The 14545-nt window shown below is 70.4% G+C and carries 11 protein-coding genes; 3 read left to right on the plus strand and 8 right to left on the minus strand.

Going from position 1 to position 14545, the window contains the following annotated elements; translation table 11 throughout:
• The first annotated feature begins 91 nt into the window (after window positions 1-91).
• The gene (locus ABZU75_RS22565) at window positions 92-1432 is read left to right on the plus strand and encodes a sulfatase-like hydrolase/transferase (protein ID WP_355557425.1); all 1341 of its coding nucleotides are present in this window, start codon (window positions 92-94) and stop codon (window positions 1430-1432) included.
• Window positions 1433-1642: 210 nt separating this feature from the next.
• Here the strand turns inward: ABZU75_RS22565 and ABZU75_RS22570 are convergent, their stop codons facing one another.
• The 3 genes from ABZU75_RS22570 to ABZU75_RS22580 all read right to left on the minus strand — a co-directional run bounded on the left by ABZU75_RS22570 (window position 1643) and on the right by ABZU75_RS22580 (window position 3487).
• Entirely contained in the window at window positions 1643-1759 is a 117-nt protein-coding gene (locus ABZU75_RS22570) for a histidine kinase (protein WP_355557388.1), read from the minus strand.
• Window positions 1760-1867: 108 nt separating this feature from the next.
• On the minus strand, window positions 1868-2509 hold the full coding sequence (locus ABZU75_RS22575; RefSeq protein ID WP_355557391.1) for a DedA family protein: 642 nt from the start codon (window positions 2507-2509) through the stop codon (window positions 1868-1870).
• Window positions 2510-2857: 348 nt separating this feature from the next.
• Entirely contained in the window at window positions 2858-3487 is a 630-nt protein-coding gene (locus tag ABZU75_RS22580) for a YigZ family protein (protein WP_355557394.1), read from the minus strand.
• Window positions 3488-3962: 475 nt separating this feature from the next.
• Here ABZU75_RS22580 and ABZU75_RS22585 point away from each other — a divergent pair, with 475 nt between their 5' ends.
• Window positions 3963-4949, plus strand: coding sequence for a sulfotransferase (locus tag ABZU75_RS22585; protein ID WP_355557397.1), 987 nt, complete (start codon window positions 3963-3965; stop codon window positions 4947-4949).
• Between the two features lie 148 nt (window positions 4950-5097).
• On the opposite strand, the gene ABZU75_RS22590 is transcribed toward ABZU75_RS22585, so the two are convergent.
• The 3 genes from ABZU75_RS22590 to ABZU75_RS22600 form a co-directional block, all read right to left on the minus strand.
• Window positions 5098-5988: a hypothetical protein gene (locus ABZU75_RS22590; RefSeq protein ID WP_355557399.1), complete on the minus strand. Its 891-nt coding sequence runs from the start codon at window positions 5986-5988 to the stop codon at window positions 5098-5100.
• A gap of 371 nt (window positions 5989-6359) precedes the next feature.
• Window positions 6360-7682 carry a lanthionine synthetase LanC family protein gene (locus ABZU75_RS22595; RefSeq protein ID WP_355557402.1) on the minus strand — a complete coding sequence of 441 codons (1323 nt, stop codon included), beginning with the start codon at window positions 7680-7682 and terminating at the stop codon, window positions 6360-6362.
• Window positions 7683-7806: 124 nt separating this feature from the next.
• On the minus strand, window positions 7807-8610 hold the full coding sequence (locus ABZU75_RS22600; RefSeq protein ID WP_355557405.1) for an inositol monophosphatase family protein: 804 nt from the start codon (window positions 8608-8610) through the stop codon (window positions 7807-7809).
• 436 nt (window positions 8611-9046) lie between these two features.
• On the opposite strand from ABZU75_RS22600, the gene ABZU75_RS22605 reads away from it, so the two are divergent.
• Entirely contained in the window at window positions 9047-11341 is a 2295-nt protein-coding gene (locus ABZU75_RS22605; protein WP_355557408.1) for an AAA family ATPase, read from the plus strand.
• Between the two features lie 204 nt (window positions 11342-11545).
• On the opposite strand, the gene clpB is transcribed toward ABZU75_RS22605, so the two are convergent.
• Window positions 11546-14152, minus strand: a complete 2607-nt coding sequence (clpB, locus tag ABZU75_RS22610) for an ATP-dependent chaperone ClpB (protein ID WP_355557410.1) — start codon at window positions 14150-14152, stop codon at window positions 11546-11548.
• Window positions 14143-14545: chaperone modulator CbpM (locus tag ABZU75_RS22615; RefSeq protein ID WP_355557413.1), on the minus strand; the 403-nt coding region annotated here is incomplete at its 5' end. The genes ABZU75_RS22615 and clpB, both read right to left, overlap by 10 nt.

Consider the following 14545-nt stretch of genomic DNA (forward strand, 5'->3'; position numbering starts at 1 on the left):
GCGCACTCAAGGGCGGATATCACCGCGCCCGAAAGACCCGCCCATAGCTGTTCTCCCCTCATCATCGATCGGATCGGAGCATGACGTGAACATGTCTGATTTACGCGGAAAGCACATCGTGCTGTTCATCTGCGACCAAATGCAGTACATGAGACAGGGCCGTGTCGATCCTCTGGCCCGGACGCCCAACCTCGACGCGCTCGCCGACGAAGGCGTTTTCTTCGACCGGTTCTACTGCTCGAACCCACAATGTTCACCGTCTCGCATGTCCCTGCAGACAGGCCTCCACCCCCACGAGGCCGACGTGATGGTGATCTATGGCTTCGGTGGCCATACCGGCCACCTTGGCCCCCGGCACCGCACCATCGCGCAGGTCCTCAAGGAACACGGTTACCGGACCGCCTACTTCGGTAAGAGTCACTTCGGGTACCCGCTTGAGAAGCTCGGCTACGAGAATGGGATCGAACGCGGTGGCGGAAGTTCCCTGGCCGTCGTGGACGAGGAGATCACTCGCGACGCCACGAACTTCCTGGCGAGCTACGACGCGACGGAACCGCTCTTCCTAGTGATATCCCTCCATCAGCCGCATCCCCCCTTCGAGTCCGTCGAGCCATACATCCGGTCGTTCGACCCGGAACAGATGCCGATTCCCCCCTCCTTTGCCGACGACCTGGCCGGCAAGCCCGAGTTCCAGAGAAAAAGAAGAGAGTCACCCGGAGGAGGCGTCACCAGGCAACAGTTGCGTCTTGAAATGGCGCAGTACTACTCAATGATCACCAAAGTAGACGAACTCTTTGGCAGAGTCCGCCACGCACTCGAGGGCCGCGGTCTTTGGAACGATTCGGTTATCGCGTTCACATCAGATCACGGCGACATGATGGGCGGCCACGGCCTGCGGCTGAAAGGCACGTTCCCGTACGAAGAACTCTTCCGTGTTCCTCTGATCATCAAGGCGCCCGGTGTCGCGGGTGGTGCCCGCACGGCGAGCCTCGGAGTGAACGTGAGCCTGCCCCGAACTCTGATGGAACTCGCCGGGGTGGAAGTGCCCGACGACTGGCCGAACCGCTCGGTCACCGATGTGGTGCTCCGGCAGGCAGAAGGTCCTGAGCAGGTCTTCATGGAGCACTACGGCGCCTACTGGGGGTGGCACCCGTTCCGGATGATCGTGACTCGTTCCTACAAGTACGTCTACTACTACGGCCCCGACGAGCCCGCCGAGGAGTTGTACGACCTTCAGCATGATCCCCGCGAGGAGCGCAACCTCGCCGCCGACACAACATACGAGGACCTGAAGCATCGACTCAAGGCCAAGCTTGAGTTGTGGTGGCGCACTACGGGGGGCAGGACGTTCACGTACTACGAATCAGATGAGTTCAAGCGTATCGACGCCGCGACCTTGGTCGACGACAACGAGCTTTGGGCCTTCACGTGAACCGTGGCCACCGTGGTGTCGGCCGCGCTCAGGTTCCTTGGCGTGCGGTCGGGTTCGGTGGTTGCTCGTCTTGATTTCGGCGGCGGCCTCCGCGGCGACGGGGGCCGCCGCGGGGAGCGCTTGGCGCTCGGAGTCGGAGCGTGCGGCAAGGGCAGCGGCTTCAGGTCTCTCAGCACCTGCTGAGCCTGATCGTGGGCCTGACGGAGAAGCTCATCGAGCAGTTCGGACGAGCGCCCCGATCAACATGGCCAGCGCGACCAGGCGCTGCTGCACGCCGTCGCGCAGGTCGCGCTCGATGCGCCTGCGCTCCTGATCGACCGCCGCCACGATGCCCGTCCATGTCCCGGCCGGTTCGGTGCGGTCCGGCCCCGGCCGAGAGGGTCCCGAGCGCGAGACCGGCAAGCGCCCGGCAGGCCCTGCTCAGCGGGTTCACGATCAGGCGTGGTGCTTGCCCTTGCGCCGGTCGGACAGCCTGACGACCACGAAGACCACCACGGCGAGGATCACGATGCCCAGCACGGCCTTCGAGACGATCCCCATGTAGTCCTCGACCAGCGACCAGTTCTCTCCCAGCAGGAACCCCGCCATCACGAACGCCGTGTTCCAGATGAGGCTGCCCAGGGTGGTGAGGAGGGTGAAGATGAGGATCGGCATGCGCTCGACCCCCGCCGGGATCGAGATGAGGCTCCGGAAGATGGGGATCATCCGGCCGAAGAAGACGGTCTTCCTTCCGTGCTTGGCGAACCACGCCTCGGTCTTCTCGATGTCGGAGACGCTGACCAGCGGCAGCTTGGAGGCGATGAACACCACACGTTCGCGGCCCAGCAGGGCCCCGACCGCGTACAGCGCCAGCGCGCCGATCACCGATCCCAGGGTCGTCCAGAGCACGGCGTCGAACAACCCCATGTTCCCGTTCCCCTTGCTCGCGGTGAACCCGGCCAGCGGCAGGATCACCTCGCTGGGCAGCGGCGGGAAAAGGTTCTCAAGTGCGATCGCCAGCCCCGCCCCTGGCCCACCCAGGGTTTCCATAAGGTTGATCGCCCATCCGGCGACTCCGTCGAGATTCGGTGAACTCATAGGGACAAGGCTACGGAGAGTTGGGTAGGGCGTGGATGAGGAATGCGCCCGCTTCTGCCTCGTACACGCCACAGGGTTCGGCTGCGGAAAACCACAGGTGCCTGGAACTCCATCGTGACGATCACGAAATCTCCGGAGTTCTCGCACGTCAGAGTAGGTATTGGCCGGCCAGGCGGGTACGGCGGGCAGAGGCCGTCGCGGCCCGGGAAGGGGCGGGCGCACCCGCCTTCCGGCCGGGCTCTCCGCCCCCAACTGTGACCTATCCCACATTGACCACCGCCAAAAAGCGGTTTGGGCCCACGCGAGGGACGTCCAGATATCTTTACTCTTATACGGTCCGGCACCGTTTCAGCTGTTTCTGAGATGGACCGTCTCGCCCTGCTCGATCCTGGCGCGGCCTGCGGTCAGCGTGGCGACCCAGCCGGGGAAGTCGGCCAGGTCACGCTCGCGTACCGCGACGCGGAAGCCGACCTCCGCGCCGTAGCGGACCTCCCTGACCTTGTACGGCGAGATGCGCAGGTCGTTCTCCAGCCGCCCGGCCTGGACGTGGTCCACGGTCACGGTCATGACCCTGGCGGGCACCATCTCGACCAGTGGTGTGAGATCCAGCGTCTTGCCGACCGACGAGCCGTACGCGCGGACCAGGCCTCCCGCTCCGAGCTTCACCCCGCCGAAGTACCGGGTGACCACCGCCACCACGTCGGCGACGCCCCTGCGCAGGAGGGTCTCCAGCATCGGGGTACCCGCGGTGCCACCGGGCTCGCCGTCGTCGTCGGCCCGCTGGATGTGGCGGTCGCCGCCGATCACGTAGGCCGAGCAGTTGTGCGTGGCGTCACCGTACAGCCGTTTGCGGCCGGCGATGAACTCCCTGGCCTCTTCCTCCGAGGCGACCTGACCGATGGCGCACAGGAAACGGGAGCGTTTTATGTCGATCTCGTGCTCTGTCGTGTTCCGCGGGGTCAGGTACGGGTCGGGCATTCGGCAAGGGTATCGGCGGGGTCCCCGGTTCGCGCCGCCGCGCACGTGTTTCCGGCCGCCCAGGGTACGCCCTGATGCCGAAGCCCTCGCGGCAGGTGGTTCGATGCTTGATCGCCGCCGCGGAAAGGAGTTCGGGGCTGGGCTCTCGCCGTGTTCGCCCGGCCGGCTCCCCCGGGAATCCGGCGGCGCGGGTCCCGCCGGAGGCACATCAGGGTCGGGATACGGAACGGATGTTGCGTTTATTTACAACGCGACAAAACTCCCTCTCGACGTCGAAATAGGAGAGAAGCGCCTGGCGTTCATTGAACGGAACAGCGCGGCTCGCCCCCATGAGCTGGGGATAGGCGTCGGCGACTGGAACTCCCGCCATGGGGCAGGCCCTTGGGGCACGACAACCCCATGGTGGGACGCTTGCCTTCGCCGGGAAAGGGGTTATATTTACCAATAATAATAGTAGGGATTAAGGGTAATAACGATGCCCCTGCCGAATTTCCTCACGATCGGTGCCCCTAAAACCGGGACCACCGCCCTGCACGCCGCACTGGCCCGGCACCCGGAGCTGTTCATGTCCCCGGTGAAGGAGCCGAAGTTCTTCCTCAGTGACGGCCCCCCTCCCAGCAGGGGAGGCCCGGGCGACGCCCAGACCTACCGCGAGCACGTCTGGCGGCGCGAGGACTACGAAGCCCTGTTCGACGCGGCACCGCCGGGAACGCTCACCGGCGAGTCCACCCCGTTCTACCTCTACGACCTGGCGGCCCAGCGGCGCATCAGGAAGACCATCCCCGACGCCAGGCTCATCGTGGTGCTGCGCGACCCGGTGGAGCGCGCCCACTCCAACTGGACGCATCTGTGGTCGGCCGGACTGGAGCCGATCGGCGACGTGCTGGAGGCCTGCGCCGAGGAGGAGCGAAGGGTCACGGCCGGCTGGGCACCGTTCTGGCACTACCTGGGGCTCGGCAAGTACGGCAGACAGCTGGAACACCTGTTCACCCTGTTCCCCCGCGAGCAGGTGCTCGTCTACCGCTACCGCGACCTGGTCGACCGGCCCGCCGACACCCTGGACCGGATCTGCCGCTTCCTCGGCGTGGAGACCGGCGTCGTCACCGAGGTCCCCCGGGAGAACGTGACCGCCCATCCGGAGCCGACCCGCGGACACCGGATGCTGTCGCGGGCGTTGCGCGTGGGGTCGTCCGTGGGACGATTCCTGCCGTCGCGGGTGAGCGTGGCGCTGACCGACCCGCTGGAGCGCAAGCTGCAGCGGCGGGCCCGCTCCCGCCAGCCGCTGACCTGGGACCAGCGAGAGAAACTGATCTCCCACTTCACCCAGGACGTGGCGCTGCTGCAGAGGGTGACCGGCGAGGACTTCAGCGACTGGCTCCGTCCCCGCGAGCGCTCCGGCGGCCTGGTGGGCGTCCGCCCCAACGGCCAGCGCCAGGCCCGCAACGGCCGCCCCCAGGGTTGACCCCCTCCCTCGGGCGGGACAGTGGGGGCGAGCCCCGTACCAGGCCGCGATCGGCACCGCCCGCTACGGGGCTCGTGGGCCTCACCGTGCCCGGCCGTGCCCGGCCGGGGCGTGATCGGCATGGCCCCGCGCAGGTCGGCGGCCGTGCTCAGCGCAGCTCGGTGCGGAGCTCGTGCGCCCCGTCCGCGCGGGTGTACTCGTAGTAGAGCCGCCGCCCGCCCTCCGGCAGGTCCACGATGTCCAGGTAGCGCAGGCCGCCGCCCGCGTGCGGCGAGAGGGCGGCGGGCCCGGTGCCGACCGGGGTCAGCTCCGCCGGGTCGGCGCCGACCGCGACACCGGTCTTCTCCTCGTAGTTCTCCACCGCGGTGGCTCTGCCGTCGTAGAAGGCCACCACCTGCTCCCCGAGGAAGCGGACCGCCGCCACCCGTGCCCCCCGGGCGTCCCAGGCTCCGGGCCGGCCGCTGAGCGCGGTGCCCTGCCAGGTCCACTCGATGCCGTCGGCGCTGGTGGCGTAGTCGGTCACCATCTGGTCGGCCTCGTCGTCCTCCGCCAGGGGGTGGCAGGAGGCCCACAGATGCCACACGTCGCCCCGCCGCACGATCACCGGGTCCTTGACGCCGGTCTTCGGGTCGCCGGGTAGCACCACCTGCCGCTGCGCGGCGCGGAACCCGGACGGGTCGTCGGCCTCCAGCACCTCGACCCGCCAGTGCTTGGTGTCGTAGGTGGCGCAGCTGAGGTAGAGCCGCCAGCGCCCTTCCGGTGTGCGGACCAGGGTGGGCCGCTCCAGTGACTCGGTGTCCATCTCCTGCCTGCCGATGGTGAGCAGGGTCTCGAACCGCTCACCGTCGGTGGAGCGGGCAACGACGACGGCGTAGCCGCGGCCCTCGCCGACGGGGCGGCGCAGCCGGTAGGCGAGGTAGATCAGCCCGTCGCTCGCCACGGCGCTCGGCGCACCGGCCCAGTGGCCCGCGCCCGGCTGGGCCGGTTCGATCGCGACTGTGGAACGGCCCGGGTCGGGAAGGAAATCCTCGATTGTCACGACACCGAGATTAGGCAGGCCCTGGGTGGCACTCACGGAGAATCACCAATCATGGTCACGAGTTTTGTCACCCCTTGACGGCCAAAGGGTGCGTCGTTCTCGGGGCCTCCGGTGTGAGAGGCGCGGCGGCTGCCGCCCCTCCACGGCCGGACCGGCACGATCGGGCGCGCGGGGGTGACGTGGCCCGGATGCCGTGCGCGCCAGGGGACGGGTCCGTGATGCCGGGGCCCGCGGAGACCTCGATGCCGACCGTACAGGGTACGGGGACGTGCGCGGGCCCGAGCCGCGCGGGCCCCCGGCCAGGCCGGCGCCCGCGCCGTGCTCCCCCGCGATGACCGTCCGGTTCACCGGCGACGCGCCTTCCACGCTCTTCAGGACCGGCGGAGCGTCGCGCTCGGCAGCGGGATGGCGGGGAACGGGTTGTCCGGCGGCAGGATGAGCCGCCGGGCCTCCTGCGGGCGCGCGGTGGCGTCCAGGTGCAGGAGCGCGGCCCCGATGCCCGCGGCGCCGACCATGTAGCCGGTGTCGGCGGTGACCTCCCAGGGGCGCAGCCGCCGGTAAGCCTGGTACCAGCGGGAGCCCCGGCCGTCGTGGCCGGTGGCCAGGCCGGTCAGGTTCTCCCCCAGCGTGCGGGCGAACTCCAGGTGCTGCGGGCGGCCGGTCGCCGCCCAGAGCCCGACGAACAGCTCCACCAGCCCGGCGGTGCCGCAGCACTGGCAGGCCGAGTTCCAGTAGCCACCGCTCTGGCTGGCGGGGGCACCGCTGCTGACGATCCCCCTGGCCAGCCGCTCGACCCAGTCGAGGTCTCCGGCGTCACCCGACACCCGGTACAGCTCGTAGAACGTCCGGGCGACCCCCGCTGAACCGGAGCAGAAGCCCAGGTAGTGCAGATCGCGGCCCTGCGGGATGTGGTGCGGCACCAGCGCACACCGCTCGGTCACGGCGCTGACCGCGCGGACGAAGTCGGCCCCCCTGCGGGAGCCGTCGAGAAAGCGGGTCTCGCCGGTCACGCCGTACAGGCGGGCGAGCAGGAAGGCGGTGCCGGCCGTGCCGGACAGGAACCCCGGGGTGACCGCGTCCAGCGGCAGGTCGGCGCAGGCGCCCTCGCCGAAGCGGTGGCCCGGGACGGCGAGCGCGGCGATGCGGGCGCCGGCCTCGACGGCGATCTCCTGGTAGGCGGGCACCCCCAGGATGCCGCCGGCGTGCAGCAGGCCGAGGATGATCCCGCCGTCGCCGCGCTGGGCGGGGTCACCGGTCCAGCCCAGGCCGCCGTCGATGGGGCGGGCGCTGCGCACGATGCGGTCGGCGACCGCGCCGGCCTCGACCTCGAAATCCCTTTCACCGGTGGCCCATCCGGCCTCGGCGAGGGCGAACATCACCCCGGCCAGACCGTGGTGGAGGGAGAGATCGGCCTGCTCCCGCCAGGTGGCGGCGAGATAGCGGGCCCCGGCCCCGGCATCGTCCAGGTAGCCCTCGTCACCCGTGGCGGCGGCGAGCTCCAGGAAGAACAGGATGATCCCGGCCGCCCCCGAGTACAACGACAGGGGGTGGTCGGGCATGGCGGCCCGGCCCCGGGGGTCGGGGTTGGCCTGCCAGTGCCGTCCCCGTTCGTCGTCCACGGCCGCCGAGCGGATCCAGCGCGCGGCCTCGACCGCGGTGGCCAGCGGGCTCTCCGCCCCCGACTCCAGGCTCATGGCGGCTCCTTCATACGGCGAGACAATCATGTTACCTGTATTTCCTACAGGATCAATAGGTAATGCGGTGACGCCTGCCCGTGGACCGCGCGGGCCGGGTACGCGGGCCTTCCCTCACCGGCGCTCAGGCGGAGCGGCCCGGAGGAACCAGATCGCTCATGACCGATCCCGCCAGATCGAACCCGCCGACATGGGCGAGGTAGCCGCCGGGCTCGAAGATCGATCCGTCCAGCGGGATGAACACTCCCCCCGCCTGCCGGACCAGCAGCGACCCCGCCGCCACGTCCCATGGACTGACCCTACTGCCGTAGGCGACGTCCGCCCACCCTCCCGCGACATGGGCCAGCTTGAGCGCCGTGCTGCCCGGACGGCGTGTGGAGGCGAACGACGCCAGCATCCGGCCGAACTCGCGCAGCACCTCCTCCCCGCCGTCGGCCAGCTCGCGAGGGGTGGGATAACTGGTCAGCAGCATCGCCTCCCGATCGCGCGTGGCACCGGCGCTGCGCAACCGCACGTCGTTGCACCAGGCCCCGCCCAGGTCGGCCCGGAACTCGTCGTCGCGCACCGGGTCGTAGACCACCCCGGCGACCACCTCGTCCCCGGCGGCGGCGGCGATCGACACGCAGAAGAAGGGCAGCCCGGCGGCGAAGTTCGCGGTCCCGTCGATCGGGTCGACGTACCAGCGGATCTCACCGGACCCTTCGCTGCCGCCCTCCTCGCCGATGACCGTGCTGCCCGGGACGCGCCTCTCGATGACCTCCCGGATGGTCTCCTCCGCGGCGCGGTCGTGCTCGGTCACCGGATCGTGGAAGTCACTCTTGGTCTCGACCGCGGGACGCGACCTGAACGCCTTGCGGAGCCGCTCGCCCACCGCGCGGGCGGCCTCGACCGCGACGGCCGAGAGCTCTGTCGAGGTGCTCTGATCCATGCTTCCTCCATTGACGCGATCGGGCCGCGCCGGTCGCCGGCGGTCTCGGGAGCGGACCGGGCGGCAAGGATCCGGTGAGCCTGCCGATCAGCGCCGAGAGCCGCCCCGACTCCCATCCTGTACGAGAACGCACGCCCCCTACCCGCGTGGCGGGCATCTCCGCGAGCCTCGGCCGTTTTTCGTCAGGACGTTCCGATCCCCTCCGGGGGGCGGGGCCCGTACGGAACGCGCGCGGCGATCGCCTCCCGGAGATCACGCTCGTCGGGCATCGGCCAGATCGACAGAACGACTAGAAGTCGTACTTAAAGGTCAAATCTGCATCAAACAACCAGTAGCCGGGAGCATCCACCGCATGGCATTTCGCCCGATGGGGATGTCATACCGGTAATCACCGCTAAGAAAGCCTGGCGTATGACCCCAGATCCGAGACAAGACGATGCGCGGCCGGAGAGATGAACAGGCGGCGGTCCTCGCCCTGCTGGAAGGCATCGCGTCCACGGCAGGGAACGTCATGCTCGTCGAGGGCGAGCCGGGGATAGGCAAGACGCTGCTGCTCGGCGAGGCCGTCGGCCTCGCGGCCGCGCGGGGGACGGCGGTCGCGAGCGGGCGGGCCGACGAGCTGGGACGGCTGACACCGCTGGGGCCGCTGCTGTCGGCCCTGGAGGAGTCGCCGGCGCCCATGACCGTGGCCAGGAACGCCTTCCCCGACGGTCCCGGCCTGCTGCTCTGGCTGGCCGAGCAGGTCAGGACCTCGCTGGAGAGAAGGCTGGGCGCGGGGCCGCTGCTGGTCACCCTGGACGATCTCCAGTGGGCCGATCCGGCCACGCTCATGGCCCTGCGCACGCTGCCCTCGCGGCTGGCCGAACGCCCGGTGGCATGGCTGCTGGCCTGCCGCAGCACCCCGGCGCGCGGCGACGCCAGACGGCTGTTCGACCTGCTCGAGGAGGAGGGCGCCACCCGGACCGTGCTGCGCCCGCTCGACGACGGTGCGGTCACCGAGATCTCCACCGACATCCTGGGCGCGGCTCCCGGGAAGGATCTGGCGGCGCTGGCCGCCCAGGCCGGCGGCAACCCGCTGCTGCTGTCCGAGTATCTCACCGGACTGTGCGAGGAGGGCGCCGTCCTCGTGCGGGACGGCGTCGCCCGGCTGGCCGAGACCACTCCCGCCGGGGCGGAGCTGCCCCTGCGGGTGCACACCGCCGTCCGGCGGCGGCTGAACGAGCTCGGCACCAGGACCAGGTACCTGCTGGAGGCCACGGCGGTGCTCGGGCGCTCGTTCTCACCGGCGTACGCGGCCGAGATGCTCGGCGAGACCCCGGCGGCACTGCTTCCCGCGCTGGAGGAGGCCCTGGCCGCGGGTGTGCTCGTCACCACCCCCGACGAGCTGGCGTTCAGGCACGAGCTGCTGTGGCGCTCGGTCGTCGAGAAGGTGCCCCAACCGGTGCGGCGAGCGCTGCGCGAACAGGTCGAGCGCGCCGCCCGGACACGCCCGGCCCGTCTGACCGGGGGCGGCGACGCCGAGACGCTGACGGACCTGGCCCTGCTCGCCTGGGACGAGGGCAGGCTCTCGTACGGGCTGGACCTGGCACGCGAAGCCGTGGAGCAACCGGCCGGTGGACGACGGCGGCAGCAGCCCCGGGCGGTGCTGGCCTCGATGCTGATCGACCTCTGGCTGCTGGACGAGGCGGAGGCCACGACGGAGATCGCCGCGGCCGAGGCCGAGTGCGAGCCGGCCTGGGCCGCGGAGATCCCCGTCCTGCGCGCCCGCCTGCACCTGGCCGCGGGCAGGCTCGGCAGCGCGATCGAGCACGCGGAGGCCGGTCTGGCCGCCGCCGGGACCCTGGGCGCCCCGTCACCGGCCTCCTCGGCCCTGTCGGTGCTCGGCACCGCGTCGCTGCGGGCGGGCGACCTGCCGGGGGCCATCAGGTACATGGAGAGGAACCTCGTCGGGTCGGCGCGAGACCTGCCCCCGCGCACGCGGCTGCGCTCGGAGCTGGTGGCCGGGCGGATCAACGAGGCGCGCGACGGAGCCGCGGGCGGGATGAGCTCGCTCGGCGGGCTGTACGACGCGCTGCCTCGGCACACCGGGGCGCTGACCAGCGAGCCCACCGCCGCGGCATGGCTGGTACGGATGGCCATGGCGACGGGTCAGCGGCACCGGGCCGACGCCGTGGTCGACGCGGCCGAGGGCATCGCCTGGCGCAGCCCCGGCCTGCCCAATCCGTCGGTGGCCGCCGACCACGCCCGTGGACTGCGGGAGGGCGACCCCGAGGCGCTGGGCCGCGCGATGGCCGGGCACGGCGATCCGTGGGCCAGGGGTTCGGCGGCGGAGGATCTGGGCGTGCTGCTCGGCGCGGGCGGCTGCCGGGATACGGCCGTGGAGAACCTCAAGATCGCGCTCGCCTGCTACGGCGCGGTGGAGGCCGTCCGTGACGCCGCGCGGGTAAGGGGCAGGCTGCGGCTGCTGGGCGAGCGGCGCCGCCACTGGGTCAGGACCGCCCATCCCACCTCGGGGTGGGCCAGCCTGACCGGCACCGAGCAGGCCGTCTGCGACCTGGTCTCCCAGGGGCTGACGAACCGGAACGCCGCCGAGCAGATGTTCATCAGCGAGCACACGGTCGCCTTCCACCTGCGGCAGGTCTTCCGCAAGCTGGGCATCCACTCCCGGGTCGAGCTGGCCAGGCTCTCCGCCGAGGAGGGCGCCCACCAGGGTCACCGAGCTCCTCGCTGAGATCCGCACTGAGATCCCCTGAGGTCTCCGCCCCAGGAGCCCGCTCACCTGGACCCCGTCTCAGCCACTCCCCTCACCTACCGGCGCGATCGCGCCCTCCACCCATGAGCGCGGTTCGGAGGCGGGCGCCGCGCCCGCGGGTACCCGGTTCCTCTTCCCGCAGTTCCGGCATTGCACGATATTTGATGACATTGCCGGTTCTCCTCATGCGTAGGTGACGTCGAGCTCGCCCTCGGCGAGGTCGACCCGGACCACGCCCCCCTCGTACGCCTCCCCGGACAGCAGAGCGCGGCCGATGCGCGTCTCGACCTCCCTGGAGATGAACCGGCGCAGCGGGCGGGCGCCGTACACCGGGTCGTAGCCCCGCTCGGCGATGTACCTGAGCGCCGCCTCGGTGACGTCCAGCCGGATCCCCCGCTGTTCGAGACGGGTCCGCAGCTCGACGAACATCAGGCCGACGATGCGCTCGATCTCCTCCATGGTGAGCGGCTTGAAGATCACGATGTCGTCGACGCGGTTGAGGAACTCTGGACGGAAGTGCGCGCGCAGCTCGGCCATCACCCGCTGCTGCGCCTCCTGCTCGATCTCTCCGCTCGGTGTGACGCCGTCGAGGAGGTAGACGGAGCCGATGTTGGAGGTCATGATCAGGACCGTGTTGCGGAAGTCGACGGTCCTGCCCTGCGCGTCGGTGAGCCGCCCGTCGTCCAGCACCTGCAGCAGCGTGTTGAAGACATCCGCGTGCGCCTTCTCCACCTCGTCGAAGAGCACCACGGAGTACGGCTTGCGCCGCACGGCCTCGGTCAGCTGGCCGCCCTCCTCGTACCCCACGTAGCCGGGGGGCGCGCCGACGAGGCGGCTGACCGTGTGCCGCTCCTGGTACTCGCTCATGTCGATGCGGATCATGTTGTCCTCGGTGTCGAAGAGCGCCTCCGCGAGCGCCTTGGCCAGCTCGGTCTTGCCGACGCCCGTCGGTCCCAGGAAGATGAACGACCCGATCGGGCGGCGCGGGTCCTTGATGCCGGAACGGGCCCGGATGACGGCGTCGGCCACCAACCGCACCGCCTCGTCCTGGCCGATCACCCGCTCGTGCAGGACCTGGTCCAGCCGCAGCAGCTTCTCCCGCTCGCCCTCCTGCAGGCGGCTCACTGGGATGCCCGTCCACCGGGAGACGATCATCGAGATCTCGTCGTCGGTGACGACCTCGCGCAGCAGACGCGCCGTCCCCTGCTTGGCGAGCAGACGCTCCTCCTCCGCCTCCAGCCGCCGCTCCAGCTCGGGCAGCTTGCCGTGCCGCAGCTCCGCGGCACGGTTGAGGTCGTAGTCGCGTTCGGCCCGATCGGCTTCGGCGCGTACGTGTTCGATCTCCTCGCGCAGGCTCTGGACGGCGCGTAGCGCGTGCCGCTCGGCCTCCCACTGCGCCCGCATGGCGTCGGCCTCGGCGCGCACGTCGGCGAGCTCCGCGCGCAGTTCCTCCAGGCGGACCCCGCTCGCGAGGTCCTCCTCCTTGGCGAGCGCGGCCTCCTCGATCTCCAGGCGCATCACCCTGCGGGTGAGCTCGTCGAGCGCGGCGGGCATCGAGTCGATCTCCGTACGGAGCATCGCGCACGCCTCGTCCACCAGGTCGATGGCCTTGTCCGGCAGGAAACGGTCGGAGATGTAGCGGTGGCTCAGCACGACGGCGGCCACCAGCGCGCTGTCCTGGATCTTCACTCCGTGAAAGATCTCCAGGCGCTCGCGTAGGCCACGCAGGATGGAGACGGCGTCCTCGACCGAGGGCTCGTCGACCATCACCGGCTGGAACCGGCGCTCCAGTGCGGCGTCCTTCTCGACGTGCTTGCGGTACTCGCTGAGGGTCGTCGCCCCGATCATGTGCAGCTCGCCACGGGCCAGCATGGGCTTGAGCATGTTGCCCGCGTCCATGGCGCCCTCGGCCGCTCCGGCGCCCACCACGGTGTGCATCTCGTCGACGAAGAGCAGGATCCGCCCCTCGGCGGCCTTGACCTCGTTGAGCACGGCCTTGAGGCGCTCCTCGAACTCGCCCCGGTACTTGGCCCCGGCCACCAGCGAGCCCATGTCGAGGCTGAAGACCGTCTTGCCCTTGAGTCCCTCCGGCACGTCCCCGTGGCTGATCCGCTGCGCGAGTCCCTCCACGATGGCGGTCTTGCCGACGCCGGGGTCACCGACCAGGACGGGGTTGTTCTTCGTCTTGCGGGACAGGATCTGGACGACCCGGCGGATCTCGGCGTCGCGCCCGATGACCGGGTCGAGCTTGCCCGACAGGGCGTCGGCCACCAGGTCGCGCCCGTACTTCTCCAGCGCCTCGTACGCCACCTCGGGCATCGCGGAGGTCACCCGCTGGTTGCCGCGGATCGAGGTGAGCGCCTTGAGGAAGCCGTCCCTGGTCAGCCCCTGATCGTGCAGCAGTCTCCCGGCGGAGCTCGAGCTGCCCTCCTCAAGCAGGGCGATGAGCAGGTGCTCCACCGACACGTAATCGTCCTTGAGCCGGTCGGCCTCCCGTTTGGCCGTGTCCAGCAGGCGGGAGAGCCGCTGCGTCACATAGACCTGGCCCGGCGCGGCGCCGGGACCGCTCACCTTGGGACGGCGGCCCAGCTCCGCCTCCAGATCGCCCCTGAGCCTGTCGGTGTCGACGTTCGCGTACGAGAGCAGGCGGGGTATCAGCCCCTCCGGCTGGTCCAGCAACGCCAGCAGCAGGTGCTCGCCGTCCACCTCGGTGTGCCCGAAGCGCAGGGCCTTGGTCTGCGCGTCGTGCAGCGCCTCCTGCGACTTCTGGGTCAGCTGGTTCATGTCCACGGCGAGCCTCCGGTGAGTCGGGAACGCCCACGCTGGGCGGCCTCCAGCTGGGCGATGCGGTCCAGCAGATCCAGTACGAGGCCGAGCGCGGCATAGTTGATCGAGAACCCGGCCCGCAGCCGCCGGATCCGCGCCATGGTGAGCACTTCGGGAGGCGGGAACCACAGGTGCCCGGCGGAGTCGGTCCCGGCGTCGAGCAGGCCCAGCGCGACAAGACGCCGCACCAGATCGGGGTGGGTCCCCGTCGCCCTGGCGAACGTCTCCAGATCCAGGCGCTCGGGCCTGGTGAGCTGGTAGGTCCGCTCCACTCCGCCAGGCGCCCTCCGCGGGCGGGAGGCGGAGCCCCCGGCCGGGGCCGTCCCCGGCCCGGCAGGCCGCGCCCCCGGGTGGGGC

This window comes from Streptosporangium sp. NPDC005286, assembly GCF_040607515.1.
Lineage (GTDB): Bacteria > Actinomycetota > Actinomycetes > Streptosporangiales > Streptosporangiaceae > Streptosporangium.